The sequence below is a fragment of the Halomonas sp. ALS9 genome, from assembly GCF_001651035.1.
In the GTDB taxonomy this organism is placed as follows: domain Bacteria; phylum Pseudomonadota; class Gammaproteobacteria; order Pseudomonadales; family Halomonadaceae; genus Vreelandella.
Genome location: NZ_LXRG01000192.1, coordinates 748643 through 766762, shown reverse-complemented (window position 1 = coordinate 766762; position 18120 = coordinate 748643). Strand labels below are relative to the sequence as shown.

General features: G+C 56.6%; 14 protein-coding genes. 5 read left to right on the top strand and 9 right to left on the bottom strand.

The features are described from left to right. Positions 1-13 precede the first annotated feature (13 nt). The gene (locus A6R74_RS17275; protein ID WP_064235692.1) at positions 14-583 is read left to right on the top strand and encodes an NADPH-dependent FMN reductase; all 570 of its coding nucleotides are present in this window, start codon (positions 14-16) and stop codon (positions 581-583) included. Here the strand turns inward: A6R74_RS17275 and A6R74_RS17270 are convergent. The 6 genes from A6R74_RS17270 to A6R74_RS17245 form a co-directional block, all read right to left on the bottom strand. Further along, positions 580-2088, bottom strand: a complete 1509-nt coding sequence (locus A6R74_RS17270) for a YifB family Mg chelatase-like AAA ATPase (RefSeq protein WP_064235691.1) — start codon at positions 2086-2088, stop codon at positions 580-582. The two genes, A6R74_RS17275 and A6R74_RS17270, sit on opposite strands and share 4 nt — an antisense overlap. 106 nt (positions 2089-2194) lie before the next feature. After that, positions 2195-3100: an ABC transporter substrate-binding protein gene (locus tag A6R74_RS17265; RefSeq protein ID WP_064235690.1), complete on the bottom strand. Its 906-nt coding sequence runs from the start codon at positions 3098-3100 to the stop codon at positions 2195-2197. Positions 3101-3270: 170 nt separating this feature from the next. Then, positions 3271-5391 carry a TonB-dependent siderophore receptor gene (locus A6R74_RS17260; RefSeq protein ID WP_064235689.1) on the bottom strand — a complete coding sequence of 707 codons (2121 nt, stop codon included), beginning with the start codon at positions 5389-5391 and terminating at the stop codon, positions 3271-3273. A 158-nt stretch (positions 5392-5549) separates the two neighbouring features. Further along, positions 5550-6533, bottom strand: coding sequence for an AraC family transcriptional regulator (locus A6R74_RS17255; RefSeq protein WP_064235796.1), 984 nt, complete (start codon positions 6531-6533; stop codon positions 5550-5552). A gap of 61 nt (positions 6534-6594) precedes the next feature. Next, positions 6595-8745 (bottom strand): TonB-dependent receptor, encoded by a 2151-nt coding sequence (locus A6R74_RS17250; RefSeq protein WP_082906727.1) that lies wholly within the window; start codon positions 8743-8745, stop codon positions 6595-6597. Between the two features lie 159 nt (positions 8746-8904). Further along, the gene (locus A6R74_RS17245; RefSeq protein ID WP_064235688.1) at positions 8905-9282 is read right to left on the bottom strand and encodes an accessory factor UbiK family protein; all 378 of its coding nucleotides are present in this window, start codon (positions 9280-9282) and stop codon (positions 8905-8907) included. A 357-nt stretch (positions 9283-9639) separates the two neighbouring features. Between A6R74_RS17245 and A6R74_RS17240 the strand changes: the two genes are divergently transcribed. The 3 genes from A6R74_RS17240 to glnK all read left to right on the top strand — a co-directional run bounded on the left by A6R74_RS17240 (position 9640) and on the right by glnK (position 11798). Beyond that, complete coding sequence (locus A6R74_RS17240; protein ID WP_007112359.1) at positions 9640-9978, top strand: P-II family nitrogen regulator; 339 nt, start codon at positions 9640-9642, stop codon at positions 9976-9978. A 44-nt stretch (positions 9979-10022) separates the two neighbouring features. Beyond that, positions 10023-11270, top strand: a complete 1248-nt coding sequence (locus A6R74_RS17235; protein ID WP_064235687.1) for an ammonium transporter — start codon at positions 10023-10025, stop codon at positions 11268-11270. A 189-nt stretch (positions 11271-11459) separates the two neighbouring features. After that, entirely contained in the window at positions 11460-11798 is a 339-nt protein-coding gene (gene glnK, locus A6R74_RS17230; protein WP_007112362.1) for a P-II family nitrogen regulator, read from the top strand. A 177-nt stretch (positions 11799-11975) separates the two neighbouring features. On the opposite strand, the gene A6R74_RS17225 is transcribed toward glnK, so the two are convergent. After that, a complete protein-coding gene (locus A6R74_RS17225) occupies positions 11976-12752 on the bottom strand; it encodes a ferredoxin--NADP reductase (protein WP_064235686.1) in 777 nt (258 codons plus the stop codon). A gap of 180 nt (positions 12753-12932) precedes the next feature. Here A6R74_RS17225 and A6R74_RS17220 point away from each other — a divergent pair, with 180 nt between their 5' ends. Then, positions 12933-13859 (top strand): LysR family transcriptional regulator, encoded by a 927-nt coding sequence (locus A6R74_RS17220; protein WP_009286188.1) that lies wholly within the window; start codon positions 12933-12935, stop codon positions 13857-13859. A 4-nt stretch (positions 13860-13863) separates the two neighbouring features. Here the strand turns inward: A6R74_RS17220 and A6R74_RS17215 are convergent, their stop codons facing one another. Both A6R74_RS17215 and A6R74_RS17210 read right to left on the bottom strand, forming a co-directional pair. After that, positions 13864-15720, bottom strand: a complete 1857-nt coding sequence (locus tag A6R74_RS17215) for a methyl-accepting chemotaxis protein (protein ID WP_064235685.1) — start codon at positions 15718-15720, stop codon at positions 13864-13866. A gap of 297 nt (positions 15721-16017) precedes the next feature. Next, the gene (locus A6R74_RS17210; protein WP_064235684.1) at positions 16018-17874 is read right to left on the bottom strand and encodes a methyl-accepting chemotaxis protein; all 1857 of its coding nucleotides are present in this window, start codon (positions 17872-17874) and stop codon (positions 16018-16020) included. Positions 17875-18120 lie beyond the last annotated feature (246 nt).

Sequence of the window (18120 nt, the reverse complement as noted above, 5' to 3'; positions counted from 1 at the left end):
AAAAGGAGAGACAATGTCAAAGGTGCTGGTATTTGCAGGCAGTGCCCGAGAAGCGTCACTGAACAAACAGCTAGCCAAACTGGCCGCCAAGCGGATTGAAGCGCTTGGCGGTGAAGCAACCTTTATCGATTTAAAGGATTACCCCTGCCCACTGTTCGATGAGGATATCGAAGCCCAGGGCATGCCGGATAATGTGCTGAAGTTGCGTGAGATTCTGTCAGATCACCAAGCACTGCTGATCGCCTCGCCGGAGTACAACGGCTTTATCACCCCGCTGCTGAAAAACACCTTGGATTGGCTATCCAGGCCTTACCAAGAGACGCCAGGGCTTGGCCTGTTCGCCGGAAAATGGGCGGCGCTGGTGGCCGCATCGCCCGGTGGACTGGGCGGTATCCGAGCTCTGCCGCTGGGCCAGCAGTTGCTTGCCAATCTTGGGCTGATCGTATTGCCGCAACCGTTATCGCTACCCAAGGCAGGCAGCGCGTTTAACGATTCAGGCGCGCTAAATGACGCTGCTACCGGCGAGAAGCTTGACGCCCTCTGCCAACGGCTTGTCGATGTAATGGCCAATAACCACCGTTAAGCGCCCTTCAGCATCCGATCCAGTTGGCGGTAGCCAATCGCCTCGATCAGGTGCGGTTGGGTGGGCTTGGGCTCGCCCTGTAGGTCAGCCAGGGTGAGTGCTACCCGCAGTACGCGGTGGTAGGCACGGGCGGAGAGTTTGAGTTTTTCGAGTACGCCTGCCAGCCAGGCGCGCTCTTCATCGTTAAGTGCGCAGGCGGCTTCCAGGGCTTTGCCGCTTAGCTGGCTGTTTAGCGCACCGCGGGCCATTTGGCGTTCTCGGGCGACCATTACCCGCTCACGCACAGCTTCCGATGATTCGCCTTGGGTTTGCGCGGTAAGCTGTTCTGGGGGGAGCGCGGGCACTTCCACTTGCAGATCGATGCGGTCTAGCAGCGGCCCGGAAAGCCGCGCTTGATAACGTTGGATTTGGCTTGCAGTACACTGGCAGCGCTGGCGTGGGTCGCCTAAGTGGCCGCAGGGGCAGGGGTTCATTGCGGCTACCAATTGAAACCGAGCTGGATACCGACGTTCATGGCTGGCGCGAGCTAAATGTATCTCTCCCGTCTCTAGCGGTTGGCGCAAAACCTCTAGCACATGGCGGGAAAACTCCGGTAGCTCGTCTAAGAACAGTACACCATGGTGAGCGAGGGATATTTCGCCGGGTTTGGGTTTTGAGCCACCGCCCACCAGGGCGGCGGCACTGGCGCTGTGGTGCGGTTGCCTAAATGGTCGCTTACCCCAGTCGGCTTCCAGCGGTAGCCCGCAGACCGAACGTACGGCAGCGACTTCCAGGGCATCCTCTTCGGAAAGCGGTGGCAGAATGCCCGGCAGGCGACTGGCCAGCATGGTTTTACCCGTGCCGGGCGGGCCTGCAAATAGCAGGTTATGCCCCCCGGCCGCAGCGACTTCCAGCGCGCGTCGAGCCTGCTGCTGGCCGCGTACATCGGCAAGATCATCCACCGGGGCAGTGGTTTTCACCGAGGCACTGAGCCTGTGCGGCGGGATCTTCTCCTGGTCGAGGAGGTGGGCGACGACTTGCCAGAGCGTGTCGGCGGGCAGCACCGGCAAATCGCCTGCCAACGCCGCTTCATCGGCGCAGTCGCGGGGAACAATCAGCGCTTTCTTGGCTCGCCGTGTGGCCAGGGCAAAGGGCAGTATGCCCGGCACGGCACGCAGTTTGCCATCCAGGGCTAGCTCGCCCGCACACTCCATGCCTTCCAACGCTTCCACGGGAATTTGTCCTGAGGCGGCGAGAATACCAAGAGCGATGGGAAGGTCGAAGCGGCCGCCCTCTTTGGGCAAATCGGCAGGGGCGAGGTTTAAGGTAATACGCCGAGTATTGGGGAAGTCAAAGCCCGCATTAACCAGTGCACTGCGCACCCGTTCGCGGCTCTCTTTTACCGCCGTTTCCGGCAGGCCCACCAGCGTTAGGCCCGGCAAGCCGTTAGCCAGATGCACCTCAACATGCACCGCCGGTGCATCTAACCCCACGCCCGCTCGCGTGGCGACAATGGCTAGCGTCATGCTCTTCCCTCGCTGCTTTTAGGTAAAAAAACCTAACTCCAATGTAAGCGAACTCTACTTTATCTTAAGTGCCTAACCTATCGTAGTTAAGGACGCTTTGGTAGCGTCACGGTTTTCTACCTACCAAGTGATTAACCGCGGTAGCTTCTTCCAACGCCGTGGTTAGTTCTCGGGCAAACCGCTGGGAGGAAGGCAGCGCGCCGAAGCTCCATGCGGGCGGCAGGTGCACCAGCTTGTCATGCTTAACGCTGGGAAGCTGCTGCCATAGGCCACTTTTCGCCAGTTGCTCTTCGACCCCGGCGGGCAGCGGGTCGATGATTACCAGTGTTGCCTCTGGGTAGCGCGCCAGGGCTTCAATCCCTACTAGCGCAAACCCCCAGGCGTTGGTTGCTTGATCCCAGGCATTAGGCAGCTCAAGCTGGTCCAGCACGGCGTTGTACAAGCTGTTCTCCCCAAACACCCGCACGTGGCGGGCATCCATAAACTGCACCATCAGCAGCGGCGCGATTTCTGTCTGTGAGTGGAGGCGGGTCTCTCGTAGGTTGGCCATCAAGGCGTCGGTTTCCGCGATCAGCGCTTCTGCCTGGGGTTGGTGCTCGGTTAACTCGCCTAGCTGGCGAGTCACTTTTTGCATCTCTTGCCAGGTATCAGTGCCGGGGGCGTAGAGCGAGAACAGAGTGACCGGCGCAATTTGCTCCAGGCGCGGGGTTAAACCGGCAAACATGGGCGAAATCAGCGTTTGCTCTGGCGGCACTTGGGCCAGCAGTTCCATGTTGGGCTGGGTGCGCAGCCCCATATCGCTAACGTTATCAGGAATGCGCGGTTCGCCTACCCAGGCACGGTAGTCACTCTGCTGGGCGATGCTGCTAACCGGGGCGTCTATGGCCAACAGGGTTTCGGCGATCGTCCAGTCCACCGTGGCCCATTGGGCCTGGGCGTTGGAAACGCTCAGTAGGCAAGCGGCGAACAACCCGCAGCGGGCGAGCAAACAGAACAGGGAGGTGTGGCGCATGGTGTTGAGAGGCCATCCGGAAAATAAGAGCTGTATTTAAACGATAATATTTATTGTTTGCAAACCTGTATTCAACGAAAAATGCCCAGGCACGCTGGCCTGGGCAAATGTGCTAACGATTGCTTAATGATGCTTAGACAAGGACTTAGACAAGGGCTTAGGCCGAAAGCTTAGAAACGGTAGTGAACGCTGGCGGTGACGCCGCGCTCAGCGCCGAAGTAGCAATATTCAAGCGAGTTACAGGAAGCGACATACTCCTTATCGAGCAGATTGCTCACGTTTAAGCGCGTTTCGACCCCTTCAACGCCGACATGGCTCAGGTCGTAGCCAATAGTGGCATCGACCAGGGTGTAGTCGGGCACGGTTTCGGTATTGCCCCGGTCAGCGGCGATATCCGCGTAGTGGCGGACGCCGACCCCCATATCCACGCCGTTCAGCCAGCCGTCGTTGGCCTGGTAGTGGCCCCATAGCTGCACTTGATGGCGAGGGGAGTAAATGGCGTTATTGCCCTGGTTGCCATCGTCGCTTTTGGCGTAGGTGATATCGGTGAAACTGTAGCCCGCCTGAAGTGAGAGGGTATCCGTTAGCTGGGTTTGCGCTTCCAGTTCCAGCCCTTGGGATTCGATCTCCCCCACCGCGCGGTAAGGATCGCTAGGCTGCTCTTTGGTGGCGACATTCTCCTGGCTGATATGGAATAGGGCCGCGCTGTACTGGCTGGCGCTGCCATGAGGCTGAACCTTCAAGCCCGCTTCCCACTGTTTGCCTTCCATGGGGGAGAGCAGATCGCCGCTCTCATTCACGAAGCTGGTGGGTGTGAAGGCGGTGGAGTAGCTCAGGTAAGGCGCCACGCCGTTATCAAACAGGTAAACCACCCCGGCGCGACCACTGAATTGGGTATCGCTGAGGGAACTGGTGTCACCGCTATCGCGGTCGGCATTGTCGATATTGACCCAGTCGTAGCGGCCACCCAGAGTGAAGCGCCAGTTATCCATGGCGATTTGGTCTTGCAGGTAGACACCGGTCTGGTCGATCTCATGTCGTTCGCGTATGGGGGCGTAGAACTCGATGGGGCCGCTGCCATAAACGGGGTTAAAGGCATTGAGCGGCTGAAAATACCCTGTAGGCCATGACACGTCGTTCTCCCGCTGCTGGTAATCCACTCCGAACAGCAAGGTGTGATCCATAAAGCCGCTGCTGATGTTGGCTTCAAGCTGGTTGTCGAGCGTCCAGGCTTCCAGCGATTCATTGCTACCGGAGTAGTAGCGGGTGAGTTCGTCAGATTCCGGGGATGTCCAGCCATAGCCGTAGACCTGATTGAGCACCACGTCTGAATTGAGGTAGCGCATCAACTGGCGGCCGGTCACCTGGTCGTTAAAGCGGTGTTCCAGGGTGTAGCCGACCATGCGCTGGGTGCGCTCATAGGTGTCGTAATCCTCTTCACCGTCATAAAAGTGATTGCTGATCTTGCGGCCATTGTGGGCAACCACCGCCCCTTCGTAGGGGACGCCGGAGTGGTAGCCGCCTTCCGGCTCATCCTGCAGATACGCCTCCACGGTTAGGCTGGTGTCGTCGGTCATATCCCAGGTGAGGCGTGGCGCAATGGCATAGCGTTCTTCTTCTGCTGGGCCGAACTGGGTATCCGCGGCGCTGGCAATCCCGGTTAGGCGAAAGGCCACCCGCTGCTCTGCGCCAATCGGCCCGGTGAGGTCAAACGCGGTGCTGCGTTGGTTATTGTTGCCCACCCGAAAGCGTAGTTCACCGCTCTGCTCAAATTCAGGCCGCTTACTGTTCAGGGCCACCACACCGCCTGGGGAGGCGCGCCCATAGAGCACCGAGGCGGGCCCGCGCACGACTTCTATGCTGTCCAAAAACCACGGATCGATGCGCATACTGCTATGGGAGTTGGCATCGCCCATCACTTTGAGGCCATCTAAGAAGGTATTGCTCAAGCTGCCGTCAGAAAACCCGCGCAGTACCAGGTAATCGAAGCGGTTGGAGGCGCCAATCTGGTTGCTGTAAACACCGGGCGTGTAGTCGGTGGCGCGCTGTACGGTGCTTACACCGCGGTTCTCCATTTGCTCCCGGGTAATGGTGGAAACGCTCTGGGGCGTTTCGATAAAGGGTGTTTCTACCTTGGTGGCAGCCTGTTGAGCGGTGACCGTGACCGTGTTCAGCTCGGTGCTTTCCTGAGCGTGCAGCGGGGAAACGGCCAGGGCCGCGATAACGGCAGCACTGATGGGAGAGCGTAAAATGTGTGGAGCGCGAAGCAAACGGTGTTGGGCGATGAACATGGGGAGTACCTGCAATAAGAATCAGTTAACCAAAGTGCTAATGAGAATTATTGCGCTTATTTGCTTGTGAAAGGTATGTGCAATGACAAAAGGCGTATGCGCGCTGCCAAAAAGCCTCCTACAGGGGAACCTACCGCTAACGCAACAACGCAGCGATCTTAGTGGCGGTTGAGCACCTCATGGGGCGCGATACCAAAGGCGCGCTTAAAAGCAGTGGCAAAATTGGTGGCATGGCGATAGCCGCAGGCGTGTGCGGTTTGCTGCACGCTATAGCCTTTGCGCAAGTACGCCTGGGCTTGGGCCAGGCGGCAGCGGCGTAAATAGTCGAAGATTGAGCAGCCGTAACAGCGCTGAAACTTGCTACGCAGGCTACTGGGACTCATGGCGGCGTTGCTGGCCAATTGCTCCAGCCGATACGCCTGGTGGGGATACTGTTCGAGCTGCTGGCGCAAACGTTCCAGGCGCTGATGGTCGCTATGGGTAAGGCCCGCTGGGAAACTGACGGCTTTCCCTGTGTCGCCGGGCTCAAGGCAATTGGCAGGCAGCCCATGCGCTAACAGCTGGAGCGCTAGACCCTGCCATAACAGACGCTGCCTTTCTGCTGGCCAGTTCGTGACCAGTGCCGCTTCCAGGCTGTGGTGAAGGAGCTGTGGCACTTGCCAGGTATGCAGCACGGGCGTTGCCGGAGGGGCAACGTCGATAGGTAAAGAAGCAAGCGGCTCGCTGGAAGCGAGCAGCGATATGTTCAGAATGCGCAAACGTTGCGGCGCGGGCTGGAAGACTTCAAGCCCGATCTGCTCGTTGAAATGTGCACTAAAAGCGTCACCGGCCTGCAACTGAAATGACTGGTGACCGAGCCCCACTTGGATACGCCCCTCAAGGACAACACTGAGAAACCACGCAGCGGAACGCCGGGAGGTGGAGGCGTACGCGTGCAGGACGTCAAGATCCGAGTGCGTCACCCGCAGCGTGGGCGTTATCTCGACATCCATCACCCGCCCGCGGGCCACGCATGGCGCTGGCTGGGCGCGCTCGGACGCTTCGGGAAAGCGGTAGTCGATCCCGAAGCGCTGACCAAGCGCCAGCAGGTCATGGGTGGTGAGTGGCGTGCCAGATGGCGTTATCGAATCTAGTGCCGCCATTTCCACTTCCATGACCATTATCTCGCCCTTGATTGGTTATCAGCGTTTAGCGAACCAGCGCTCAGTAAGCCATCGACCAGCTCAGAGTGTAAGTGCGCCCACGGCCCTGGTAGTCATAGAGGTACTCTGGGCCATAGTAGGGCGAATAGAACATCGCGGCGCGCTGACCCCAAACGGTGGAATACTGGTCATCCAGCAGGTTCTGCACGCCCAGGCTGACGGTGCCTAAGCCGGTCTCCTGGCTGAGCGATAAGTCGAGGGTGGTATTGCCTTCGATCTCGCGGTCGGCAGCGTCCTTCAGGTCGAAGTTATGGTTGGCTTGCAAGCGCGCCGAGCGAACATAGTCAGTCCAGCCGATAAAGGCGGTGGCGGAAGAGAGCGATGCATAGCGAGCGTCACGTTTCTCCCAGTCGCCCTGGTCGTTCTCCTGCTCGGAGCGCACCAGGTGCAGCGTTCCCCCGAGTTCTACGCCACTGCCGAAGTAGCGAGTCACGGCGGTTTCCAGGCCAAAGTCGCGTTTCTTTTCGTCTACTACGCTGACGCTTAGATCTTCGGCGTTTTCCACTGCCTTGTCCGACCAGGCGTAGTAAAGCGCCGTTTGGGCCGTCCAGTTACCCCCTTGGTAGCGCCAACCTAGCTCGACCTGATCCGTCTCAATGGCAGACAAGGGATTATTAGCGACACTCACATCAGGGCTCTTGCCGTAGTACTTGGCGGGATCCGGCAGCTCGAAGCCCTGGCTGAACTGTAGCCAGTTCTGGTGGCCGTTGCGGTGATCATAGAGGGCGCTGGCATTGAAGAGGGTTGCTTCGTAGTCATTTTCGCCGCCTGGGATCCCCTGGAATTCATCCACTTCGACATCCATATGCTGCTGGCGCACACCGGCAGAAAGCTTGAGTCCCTGAGTGGCCTGCCAGTCGCCCTGAATAAAGCCTGACACCCCATCCACTTGATAACCGGGGTAGCGGGGCTCAACCCCAGAGGCTTGCTGAGCCAGACCGCCGGAGGCGTCCGATATATCTTTATCGAACAGCATCTGACTGGCATCGAAGGTTTCTCGATCCATATCGAGGCCGTAGGTCAGCGAAACGTCGTCATCCAAGCGCGACTCGAAGAGCGCCTTGATGCCGCTCAAGTCGGTGTTTTGCTGCGAGGCGCGAAACTGCAGACCGTTGGCGACAGGGTAGGGGAAGGCCTGGAAGCTGGACTCTTCCTCGCGGTGAAACGCCTGCAGGTAGAAGTTCTGCCCCCACAGGTTAGCGTGATGATAGTTGATGTTAACCAGCTTGCGGTCGGTTTCCGGGTCGCGCTCTGAGCGGTAACCGTCGCGAATCTCGGCACCATTCAAGTTGGGCGTCGCCGCGTCGAGGTTGGGAAAGTAAACGCCGCGATCGCCTTCGTAGCCGGAACGATATAGCTGGGCGCCCAGCTCCAGGCTCTGTTCGTCGCTCAAACGGAAGGAGAGGTTACCCAGTACATCAATGCTGCGATTGTCCTGCAGGTCGGTTTGGGCGATATCTGGGAAGATCTCTTGGCCGCTGCCGTCATAGTGCCGGCCGTTATCCCCAATGGCGGTGCCCAGGTAGCCTTGTACCCGCTCGTTGCCGCCGCTAATCGATTGCGACAAGCGCCGATCCATATCGTCACTGTTGTTGAAGCCGGTGGTGACCCCCGCTTCTGTGCGCCAGTTGAGGCCTTCCTCACCCTTGCGGGTAATGATGTTGATCAAGCCCCCGGTAGCGCCGCCACCATACAGGCTGCTGGCGCCGGAGAGGACTTCCACGCGCTCGATATTAAACGGATCAATGGCATCGAACTGACGGGAAAGCCCGCGGGAACTGTTCAGCGATACGCCGTCGATAAGCACCTGCACGCCACGGCCGCGCATATTTTGCCCATAATTGGTGCGTCCTTGCGGCGCCAGATCCAGCCCCGGCACCAGGCGCCCCAATGCCGTCTTGAGGTCTGCACCATTGCGGGTCTGTTGTTGCAGCATCTCCTTATCGATTACCCAAACCGCACCAGGAATTTGGCTGATTTGGGTGGGCGTACGGGATCCCACGACCACCATGGTGTCGTTGGCGTTTGTGCCGGAGGCCGTGTTTTGGGCGAAAACGCTGTTGGAGAGGCCCAGCAACAGACCGGTGCCGATAAGTGCAGCAGTTGAAGGCGACTTAGGAAAAGGCGATTTTGAAAATAACAGCGTTTGCATGGTGAACAATCCGCGAACAGTGGGGAGTTAGGAGGCGGAGGGTATCACCAGAAAACACAAAGTCAACGATAGTGATTCGTATTTATTTGGGAGCGTTATTATCTGCTTCACAATGCAGCAATAGGTGATGGCCCTATTGCTGCTTAAGAGGCTGTAGCGTTAAACGGGCTTATTCTTCTGCGCTGTCTCTTTGTCTTTTCCTGTCTCTGGGTTTGTCTCTGGGTCTGTGTCCGGTTCGGGGGTAGGCACCGGCGGTACTTCTGCTTCCACCGGCGTGGCAGTGGAGGCCGTTGACGCTTCAACGGCGGCTTCAAGGTTGGCGACCTGGCGCTCTAACGCCTCTACCCGAGAACGAGTGCGCTGCAGTACGTCCATTAAAATGTCGAAATCTTCCCGCGAGACAAGCTCCAGGCGGTCAAAGGCGCCACGTACAACTTGCTGCACGCCCTTTTGAATATCTTCCGGTGCCTGGGAAGCGTTTTGTAAACGGTCGCCAATCTGCTGGGCCAGTCGGCTAATGCGGTCTTGAGGCGCCATCGCTGCTCTCTCCTTAATAATTCGCTAAATGAACATCTATGTAATTGCTTACCGGTAAGGATACGCAACAGTTGGCGAATTCGCATGCGCCGTGTGAATTTCCTGTTGGGCATATGGGGTGCATCGAAATGGAGCAGGCAACTTTTGCTTACGCTCTTTTTTGGTGCAATAGCGGTAGCGTAACTGTGGATTGGCTCAAATTTAGCGTCGCAGTGCCCTTTAGTTGTTGGCTAATAAGCTGACTTATAAGAAAAAAAAGTCAGCTGGCACAGTATGCGCATTATCGGTTCAGGTGCTTATTCTGGCGGCTGTGCCGCTACCAATCTAGCAGGACTTATCCAGCAGGGGAGATCCGGGATGAAACTCATCACCGCTATCATCAAGCCATTTAAGCTCGACGACGTTCGTGAGGCATTAGCTGACAACGGCGTTCAGGGCATTACGGTCACCGAAGTTAAAGGTTTTGGCCGTCAGAAAGGCCATACCGAGTTGTACCGTGGCGCGGAATACGTCGTCGACTTTCTGCCCAAGGTAAAAGTGGAAGTGGCCGTAGACGATGCCCGCTTAGAGAGCGTGCTGGATGCGATTTGCAGTGCGGCTAACAGCGGCAAGATCGGTGACGGCAAGGTATTCGTGACACCGCTTGAAGACGTTATTCGGATTCGGACAGGCGAACGCGGTGCAGACGCCGTTTAACGCTGCTTTGCGGATCATTTCTATAGTTCAACGGGGAACTTACAATGAATGAGTTGACTGATCTGAGCTACGCGCTCGATACGTTCTACTTTCTAATATGTGGCGTGCTCGTCATGTGGATGGCCGCTGGCTTCTCCATGTTAGAAGCGGGCTTAGTGCGCTCCAAGAACACCGCTGAAATCCTCACCAAGAACATCGCGCTGTTTGCGATTGCCTGCACCATGTATTTATTGGTGGGCTACTACATCATGTACTCCAGCAGCGCTGGTGGCTTCTTACCCAACCTGGGTTTTCTGATTGGCGCTGAGAACAGCGTGGATGCAGTGACCGCCGGTGGTGATGATGCACCTTACTACTCCATGCGTTCCGATTTCTTTTTCCAGGTAGTCTTCGTTGCGACCGCTATGTCGATTGTGTCGGGTGCTGTCGCCGAGCGCATGAAACTATGGGCATTCCTGGCCTTTGCTGTGGTCATGACCGCGTTTATCTACCCGGTATCCGGCTACTGGACTTGGGGCGGCGGCTGGTTGTCTGAAGTGGGCTACTCTGACTACGCGGGTTCAGGCATTGTGCACCTTGCCGGTGCAGCTGCAGCGCTAGCGGGTGTGATCGTGCTAGGCCCACGTAAAGGCAAATACGGTAAAGATGGTTCTATTCACGCTATTCCGGGTGCCAACATGCCACTGGCAACGCTGGGTACCTTCATCCTGTGGATGGGCTGGTTCGGCTTTAACGGCGGCTCTGAACTCAAACTGGCGGCGGTCGACTCTGCCAACAACGTGGCGCAAGTGTTTGTTAATACCAACGCTGCGGCGGCAGGCGGTGTGATTGCCGCCCTGATTCTGGCCAAACTGTGGTTCCGCAAAGCGGATCTGACCATGGCGCTGAACGGTGCACTGGCTGGCCTGGTGGCGATTACTGCTGATCCGCTTTCTCCATCTGCGCTGGGCGCGACCATTATTGGCGCCATCGGTGGCATCATCGTAGTCGCTGCCATCGTGACACTCGATAAAGTGAAGTTGGATGATCCGGTCGGTGCGATCTCGGTACACGGTGTGGTGGGTATCTGGGGCGTGCTGGCAGTGCCGCTGAACAACGGCGACGCGTCATTCGGTGCTCAAATCATCGGTATCGCAGGTATCTTCGGTTGGGTCTTCCTGGCAAGCCTAGTGGTATGGCTGATCCTGAAAGCCATCATGGGCATCCGGGTGAGCGAAGAAGAAGAGTATGAAGGCGTTGATATCGCAGAGTGCGGTCTTGAAGCCTATCCCGAATTTGGTATTAAGAAATAAACAGCGGCATTAAGAAATAATTTAATGCTGACCAAGTGAGCTGGCGTGCTCCTTCTGGCCTCCCCTGAGTGGGAGGCTTTTTTATTCTCTGCCAATAGCGGTGTATGCTGGTAGTTAGCGGTCATCGGTTGCGCAATCGCAGCCGTGCAACCCGACCCCATCACGGCCACCCAGTTAGAGGATATGGTAATGAAATTGATCACAGCTATTATCAAGCCGTTTAAGCTCGACGATGTGCGCGAATCGCTCTCTGATATCGGCGTACAGGGTATTACGGTGACGGAAGTGAAGGGCTTTGGGCGCCAGAAAGGGCATACCGAGCTGTATCGTGGCGCTGAGTATGTGGTGGACTTCCTGCCTAAAGTGAAGCTGGAAGTCGCGGTGGATGATGATATGGCCGAGCAGGTGATCGATGCCATCACCCAGGTGGCGAACACGGGTAAAATCGGCGACGGCAAAATCTTTGTGATGCCGCTAGAGCAGGTTATCCGTATCCGTACCGGTGAAACGGGCAAAGACGCGGTTTAGGTTTGTGAATGGTGAATGGTAAGAAAAAAGCAGTAATTTGTTTAATTGTAGGTAGTAAGTAGCACAAAGCCCCTGTGGAGTATCTCCAGCAGGGGCTTTGTATGAGTGATACGAACATTCTAGCGGCTAAAGTTTTTTCTATTCACTACTCACTCATTACGATTCACTATTTACGCCTCACTTCTCGACAAACGCACGCTCAATGACGTAGTCGCCCGGCTCGCCCATACGTGGCGAAATATTTAGACCCAACTCGTCGAGCAGGGCGCTGGTATCGTCCAGCATGGCGGGGCTGCCACAGATCATCGCGCGGTCTTGGCGTGGGTCGATGGGCGGCAGGCCGGTATCTTCAAACAGCTTACCCGTACGAATATGGTCGGTCAGGCGGCCCATGGTGTGGAACTCTTCCCGGGTAACGGTCGGGTAGTAGACCAGCTTTTCAGCAATATCTTCACCTAGGTACTCATGGGCTGGCAGCTCTTTGGTGATGAAGTCGGCGTAGGCCAATTCAGAGACTTCGCGCACCCCGTGAACCAGTACGATTTTCTCGTAGCGTTCATAAACTTCGGGATCCTGAATCAAGCTCATAAAGGGCGCCAAACCGGTACCGGTGGAGAGCATATACAGGTTGCGGCCGGGCAGCAAGTCGTCGGTGACCAGCGTGCCTGTCGGCTTGCGGCTGACCATAATCTGGTCACCCACTTTCAGGTGCTGAAGTCGTGACGTGAGCGGGCCATCGGGCACTTTAATGCTGAAGAACTCCAGGTGGTCTTCGTAGTTGGGACTGGCAATGGAGTAAGCGCGCATCAGCGGTTTGCCATTCACTTCCAAACCAATCATTACAAACTGACCGGTTTTGAAGCGCAGGCTACGCTCTCGGGTGGTGCGGAAGCTGAATAGAGTATCGTTCCAGTGATGAACGCTAAGCACTTCTTCCAGAGCAAACTTACTCATGCCGTTTTCTCCTGTAGCCGACGCTGGCGCTAAACCATATCGGTCATATTCTGAAAAAGAATAAAAATTATTAAATAAGTTGCCTGCAAGTCTAAGCAAAGGGTGCTATATCTGTTAAGCGAATTATATTGATAACGCTTATCTGAAAAATAGATATAGATCAAATATAGGTCAGACGCTATGCACTACACCTTGCGGCAGTTGGAAGTCTTTGTGGCGGTTGCCCAGCATGAGAGCGTATCCCATGCGGCGCGGGCGCTGGCCATGTCGCAATCGGCGACCAGCACGGCGCTGGCGGAGCTTGAGCGGCAGTTCGACTGTCAACTGCTGGATCGGATCGGCAAACGCTTGAAACTTAACGCGCTGGGTTTTCAGCTATTGCCTAAAGCGGTGGCGCTGCTTGATCGTGGTGAAGAGATCGAAGAGTTGCTGCGTGGGCAGAAAGGGGTTGGATCGCTGGATGTCGGCGCCACGCTGACCATTGGTAACTACCTGGCCACGTTGCTCATCAGCGACTTTATGCAGCGCCACCCCGGCAGTCGGGTGCGCCTGGCGGTGCGCAATACGCGCCATATTATCGAAGGCGTGCGCCAGCACTCGCTGGATTTAGGCTTGATCGAGGGGCAGTGCGACGATGACATGATCATCAGCCAGCCCTGGGTAGAAGATGAGCTGTGCGTGTTTTGCTCGCCGCGTCATCCGCTGGCAGGCCGCGAGCATCTTGAGCTTGAGCAATTGCTGCGTGAGGACTGGATTATGCGCGAAGAGGGCTCTGGCACCCGAATGACCCTGGAACACGCCGCCCGCCACCGTCGCAGCCGGTTTAATACGCTGCTGGAGCTAGAGCATACGGAAGGTATTAAACGTGCCGTGGAGTCGGGGCTGGGGATTGGCTGTGTCTCGCGCTTGGCGCTACGCGATGCCTTCCGGCGCGGCAGCTTGGTACCGCTGCCCACGCCGGAGTTGGATCTAAAGCGTCAATTCACGTTTATTTGGCACCGACATAAATACCTCACCACCGGCGTGCGCGAATTTCTGCGCCTGTGCCGTGAAATGACCGCTGGCGCTAAACGCAGCGACGATATTGCACTGCCGCCCATTCCTTAGTCCCTCAAAACGACGCCAGCGCTTTGGGCGAGTTTAACGTTAGCGGCGCAGGTGGGTGTTGAGAAAGCTTGAAGCTGCCTATGGTGACCGCTAAGTGATCGGCCTGCTCTTTCAACTGCTCGGCAGCGGTCGTAGACTCTTCTACCATGGCCGCGTTCTCCTGGGTCATGCGATCCAGCTCTGCGACAGCGATGTTGACTTGTTTGATACCTTCGCTCTGCTCGCTGGTCGCTGCATTGATCTCCTCCAAAACATCGGTTACGCGGGTAATATGCGTGACGATGTCCTGCATGGTAGCCCCCGCATTACACACCAAAGTAGTGCCGTTATTCACCTTGGTTTGTGAATCTTCGATCAGCTTTTGAATATCGTTGGCGGCCTCGCTGCTGCGCCCGGCCAGCTTGCGCACCTCGTCAGCTACCACGGCAAAACCACGGCCATGCTCACCAGCCCGGGCCGCTTCCACAGAGGCGTTAAGCGCCAGCAGGTTGGTCTGGAACGAAATGCTGTTCATTAGCGTGACAATTTCACCGATCTTATCCGACGCGTGGGTAATGTCTTCCATGGTGTTCACCACATTTGCGACAACCTTCCCACCTTCGTTGGCGACTTCTGAGGCGGTTTGAGATAGCTTATTGGCTTCTTTTGCGGATGCTGCCGTGTGTTGAACGGTACTGGTGATTTCCTCAATCGATGCAGAGGTTTGCTGCAGACTAGCGGCCGCGTTATCGGTGCGACGGGATAGATCCTGGCCGCCCATGGCGATCTCGTTGGCGGCATGGTGAACGGATTCACTGCTGGTGCGGACATCGATTAATACCGCCTCCATTTTGCTCACGAAGCGGTTGAAAGCACCGCTCATCTGGGCCACTTCATCGCGGCCTTGCTCCGGCAGTCGGCGGGTCAGATCTCCGTCGCCACTAGCGATGTCATCCAGCGCATCCCGGGCCCGTTCAAGACCGGCGAAGGTTCGCTTGAGCCACAGGCTGAGCAGTAGCGCAGTAACGGCGATAATGATCAGTAGCGTGATCAAAGACGAGTGAAGGATAGCGCGAAGGCCGGCAGTGGCCTCGCGTTCGTCTAGCGCGATCCCGAGCTCCCAGTCGGTACCCGCGATGGGCGTCGCTGATAGCCGCTTATCCTGGCCGTCGACTTGAATAGCTTCCCAGCTATCTTGGGTAGCGCTCAGCCGACCGATAACGGCGGGGGGCAAGGTATCACTGATCTGGCTTAGTGGCTTGAGGGTCAGCGCCGTGTTGGGGTGCGCGATCAGCGTCTCGCCGCCACTGCTCAGAAAGGCGAAGCTCGATGGCGTCGGCTGAATGGCATTGACCTGATTGACCAGACTGTCGATCGCCACATCTCCGCCGACCACCCCATACAGGCGACCCTCACGCTTGACCGGCGTGGCAAAGGTAACCACTAAGCGATTGCTGTTGGCATCCACGTAGGGCAGCGAGACGATAGTCCTATCCTGATTCATGGCCGCTTGGTACCAGCCGCGCTGGCGCGGGTCGTAGTCATTAGGTGGTTTCCAGCCATCGGAAGAAAGATGGCTGCCATCGGTTTGACCGTAAAAGGCCGCTATGAATCCACCTGACTCGGCTAGCTGTTTTAGGGGCTCAAGAGGGACATTATCGATCACGGGATCGCGCGCTGCTTCTAGCATGGCGGCACGGGCAGACACCCATTCTTCGATTGCCAGGGCGTTACCCTGTGCGATGGATGCCTGTTGCCGAGTTACCTGCTGCTCGTTGTGAGCTTGCAAGGTCAGATAACTGACGGAGGCGTTGATGGTCAGTGCCAGCGTGATAACCACCAAAGTGATCATCAGAATGCGCAAGCGTAGGGACGACAGCATTAATAAAGTCTCGCTATTAAGGAAAAATGAGGTCAGAAGCTGACCGCTTGGTAAGTAACATCTGCTGTCATGCTATCGGCACCGATGAATACGACTTTAGATGTATGCATCAGCTCGTGCCGTTATAGGCTCGTAAGGGATAGAACACGCGCCAGAGGAGACCGTGTTAATGCAGGGGGGATAATGACGTAAGGGCCTCTAAATGAGGCCCCTACGGATAAAGAGGTAGGTAGACAGCTTAATCACGTTCCGGAGGCAAACGCAGCGTCATTGCACTGCCGCCCATTCCTTAGTCCCTCAAAACGACGCCAGCGCTTTGGGCGAGTTTAACGTTAGCGGCGCAGGTGGGTGTTGAGACAGTTTGAAGCTGCCTATGGTGACCGCTAAGTGGTCGGCCTGCTCTTTCAACTGCTCGGCAGCGGTCGTGGACTCTTCTACCATGGCCGCGTTCTCCTGGGTCATGCGATCCAGTTCGGCGACAGCGATGTTGACTTGTTTGATACCTTCGCTCTGCTCATTAGTCGCTGCGTTGATCTCCTCCAAAACATCGGTTACGCGGGTAATATGCGTGACGATGTCTTGCATGGTAGCCCCCGCATTACGCACCAAAGTAGTGCCGTTATTCACCTTGGTTTGTGAATCTTCGATCAGCTTTTGAATATCGTTGGCGGCCTCGCTGCTGCGCCCGGCCAGCTTGCGCACCTCGTCAGCTACCACGGCAAAACCACGGCCATGCTCGCCAGCCCGGGCCGCTTCCACCGAAGCGTTAAGCGCCAGCAGGTTGGTCTGGAACGAGATGCTGTTCATTAAGGTGACAATTTCACCGATCTTATCCGACGCGTGGGTAATGTCTTCCATGGTGTTCACCACATTTGCGACAACCTTCCCACCTTCGTTGGCGACTTCTGAGGCGGTTTGAGATAGCTTATTGGCTTCTTTTGCGGATGCTGCCGTGTGTTGAACGGTACTGGTGATTTCTTCGATCGATGCAGAGGTTTGCTGCAGGCTAGCGGCCGCGTTATCGGTGCGGCGGGATAGATCTTGTCCGCCCATGGCGATCTCATTGGCGGCATGGTGAACGGATTCACTGCTGGTGCGGACATCGATTAATACTGCCTCCATTTTGCTCACGAAGCGGTTGAAAGCACCGCTCATCTGGGCCACTTCATCGCGGCCTTGCTCCGGCAGTCGGCGGGTCAGATCTCCGTCGCCACTAGCGATGTCATCCAGCGCATCCCGGGCTCGTTCAAGACCGGCGAAGGTTCGCTTGAGCCACAGGCTTAGCAGTAGCGCGGTGACTACAATGATAATCGCTAGCGTCAGCAACGCCGAGTGAATGATGGCACGCAGGCCCGCCGTGGCTTCGTACTCGTCCAGTGCAACGCCTAGTTCCCACTCGGTACCGGCAATCGGCGTGGCCCCTAGCCGCTTTATGTCACCGCCAATTTCAACGGGCTCCCAGGCATTCGGGGTCGCGCTTAAGCGATCAATTGAGGCCGGTGTTAACGCGTCACTGAGCTGTGAAAGTGGCTTCAAGGTTAGTGCTGAGTCCGGATGAGCGATCACCGTTTCACCGCCACTGCTTAGAAACGCAAAGCTAGAGGGCGTCGGCTGAATAGCATTAACCTGTGCAATTAAGTTGACGATCTCTACATCGCCGCCGATGACGCCATAAAGCTGTCCGTTACGTTTGATGGGGGTTGAGAAGGGCACAACCAAGCGACCACTGTTGGCATCCAGGTAGGGGAGTGAGACAACGGTTTTATCTTGCGCAACGGCGCTTTTATACCAGTCGCGAGTGCGCGGGTCATAGTCATCGCCGGGGATCCAGCCATCGGACGTAAGCAGGCTGCCGTCGGGCCGCGCTAAATAGGTTGATAGAAATCCGCCCGACTCGGCGAGCTGAATGAGCGGTTGAACTGGATCTCTTCCACTTACCGGTGCTTGAGCCGCCTCCATCATAGCGGTGCGGGCGGCTACCCACTCTTCAATGGCCAAAGCATTGCCGTGGGAAATGGAGGCAAGCTGTTGGGCTACTTGTTCGTCGTTTTGTGTCTTTAAGATCGTGTAACTGACCGAAGCATTAATAATCAGCGCCAAGGCGATAACCACCAAAGTGATCACTAGAATACGCAGGCGTAGGGATGACAGCATCAATAAAGTCTCGCTATTCAGGGGTAATTAAGGACGAAAGTAGGCCACTTGATTCGTAATATCTGCTGTCATGCTATCGGCGCCAGTGGGTGCGACTTTAGGTGTATGCGTCAGCTCGTGTAGTTAGGGTTCGTAAGGGAGGGGGAACACACGCTAGGGGAAACTGGGTTAATGCGGGATGAATAACGACATAGGGGCCTCAGAATGAGGCCCCTATAGGTAATGACGTAGGTTGAAAGCGATTGC

Bases quoted from the DNA above. Each gene is read 5' to 3' on its own strand.
- A6R74_RS17255 (WP_064235796.1), bottom strand. From the start codon at position 6,533: ATGGCGGCACTAGATTCGATAACGCCATCTGGCACGCCACTCACCACC.
- A6R74_RS17275 (WP_064235692.1), top strand. From the start codon at position 14: ATGTCAAAGGTGCTGGTATTTGCAGGCAGTGCCCGAGAAGCGTCACTG.
- A6R74_RS17235 (WP_064235687.1), top strand. From the start codon at position 10,023: ATGAATGAGTTGACTGATCTGAGCTACGCGCTCGATACGTTCTACTTT.
- A6R74_RS17260 (WP_064235689.1), bottom strand. From the start codon at position 5,391: ATGTTCATCGCCCAACACCGTTTGCTTCGCGCTCCACACATTTTACGC.
- A6R74_RS17240 (WP_007112359.1), top strand. From the start codon at position 9,640: ATGAAACTCATCACCGCTATCATCAAGCCATTTAAGCTCGACGACGTT.
- A6R74_RS17250 (WP_082906727.1), bottom strand. From the start codon at position 8,745: ATGCAAACGCTGTTATTTTCAAAATCGCCTTTTCCTAAGTCGCCTTCA.
- A6R74_RS17215 (WP_064235685.1), bottom strand. From the start codon at position 15,720: ATGCTGTCGTCCCTACGCTTGCGCATTCTGATGATCACTTTGGTGGTT.
- A6R74_RS17265 (WP_064235690.1), bottom strand. From the start codon at position 3,100: ATGCGCCACACCTCCCTGTTCTGTTTGCTCGCCCGCTGCGGGTTGTTC.
- glnK (WP_007112362.1), top strand. From the start codon at position 11,460: ATGAAATTGATCACAGCTATTATCAAGCCGTTTAAGCTCGACGATGTG.
- A6R74_RS17210 (WP_064235684.1), bottom strand. From the start codon at position 17,874: ATGCTGTCATCCCTACGCCTGCGTATTCTAGTGATCACTTTGGTGGTT.
- A6R74_RS17270 (WP_064235691.1), bottom strand. From the start codon at position 2,088: ATGACGCTAGCCATTGTCGCCACGCGAGCGGGCGTGGGGTTAGATGCA.
- A6R74_RS17220 (WP_009286188.1), top strand. From the start codon at position 12,933: ATGCACTACACCTTGCGGCAGTTGGAAGTCTTTGTGGCGGTTGCCCAG.
- A6R74_RS17245 (WP_064235688.1), bottom strand. From the start codon at position 9,282: ATGGCGCCTCAAGACCGCATTAGCCGACTGGCCCAGCAGATTGGCGAC.
- A6R74_RS17225 (WP_064235686.1), bottom strand. From the start codon at position 12,752: ATGAGTAAGTTTGCTCTGGAAGAAGTGCTTAGCGTTCATCACTGGAAC.